Here is a 570-nt window from a genome sequence, read left to right as displayed (position 1 = left end):
CGAAAATCCTTCGACCGCTGATCGGAACCGGTAGCTCGAGCGGATCCAGCCATCATCGCCACCTCGGCCACTTCGGCACCCCGCGACCCTTCCACGTCTCCACGAGACCGGCGGCCGAGCGGACGGACGCGAAGAGCCCGTAGCCGGCCCCGGCGAGACCCACGGAGACCACGAGCCAGCGCCCGATGCCGAGCCAGATGCGCCCGTCCACGGCGAGCGCCCACTGAGCGCCCGTGATGAGACCGGCGATGCCCATCCAGAGCCCAGCGACGACCACGACCACCGGCAGCAGGGCGAGGCACATCGCAGCGGCGGCCGACCAGAGCTGACGAGCCTCTAGCTTCGCCGTCGCCGCCATCATCCGCTCGGCACGCTCGTTCGAGGCGTCGAGGTTCGCGGTCATCGTGGCCGAGGCCTCCCCGGCGACCTGCTCGACGGCCTTCTCGACCCGCTCCTAAGTACGCTTCTCGATCCGCTGCACCGCGCCGCCGACCTGGCTCACAAGCTTCTGGTTCGCTGCGGCCTGCACCTTCAGACCCTCAATCGCCGAGGCCGTAGCCGCGCGATTCT

At 69.6% G+C, this 570-nt stretch carries 1 pseudogene; it reads right to left on the bottom strand.

Annotation, left to right across the window (positions count from 1 at the left end):
• Positions 1-52: 52 nt before the first annotated feature.
• A pseudogene (locus HMPREF3162_RS06855) lies at positions 53-570 on the bottom strand (hypothetical protein); the annotation flags it as partial.

The organism is Brevibacterium sp. HMSC07C04, from assembly GCF_001815905.1.
Taxonomy (GTDB): Bacteria; Actinomycetota; Actinomycetes; order Actinomycetales; family Brevibacteriaceae; genus Brevibacterium.
Note: the sequence above shows the minus strand (reverse complement) of the source record. Positions and strands in the feature narration are given on the sequence as shown.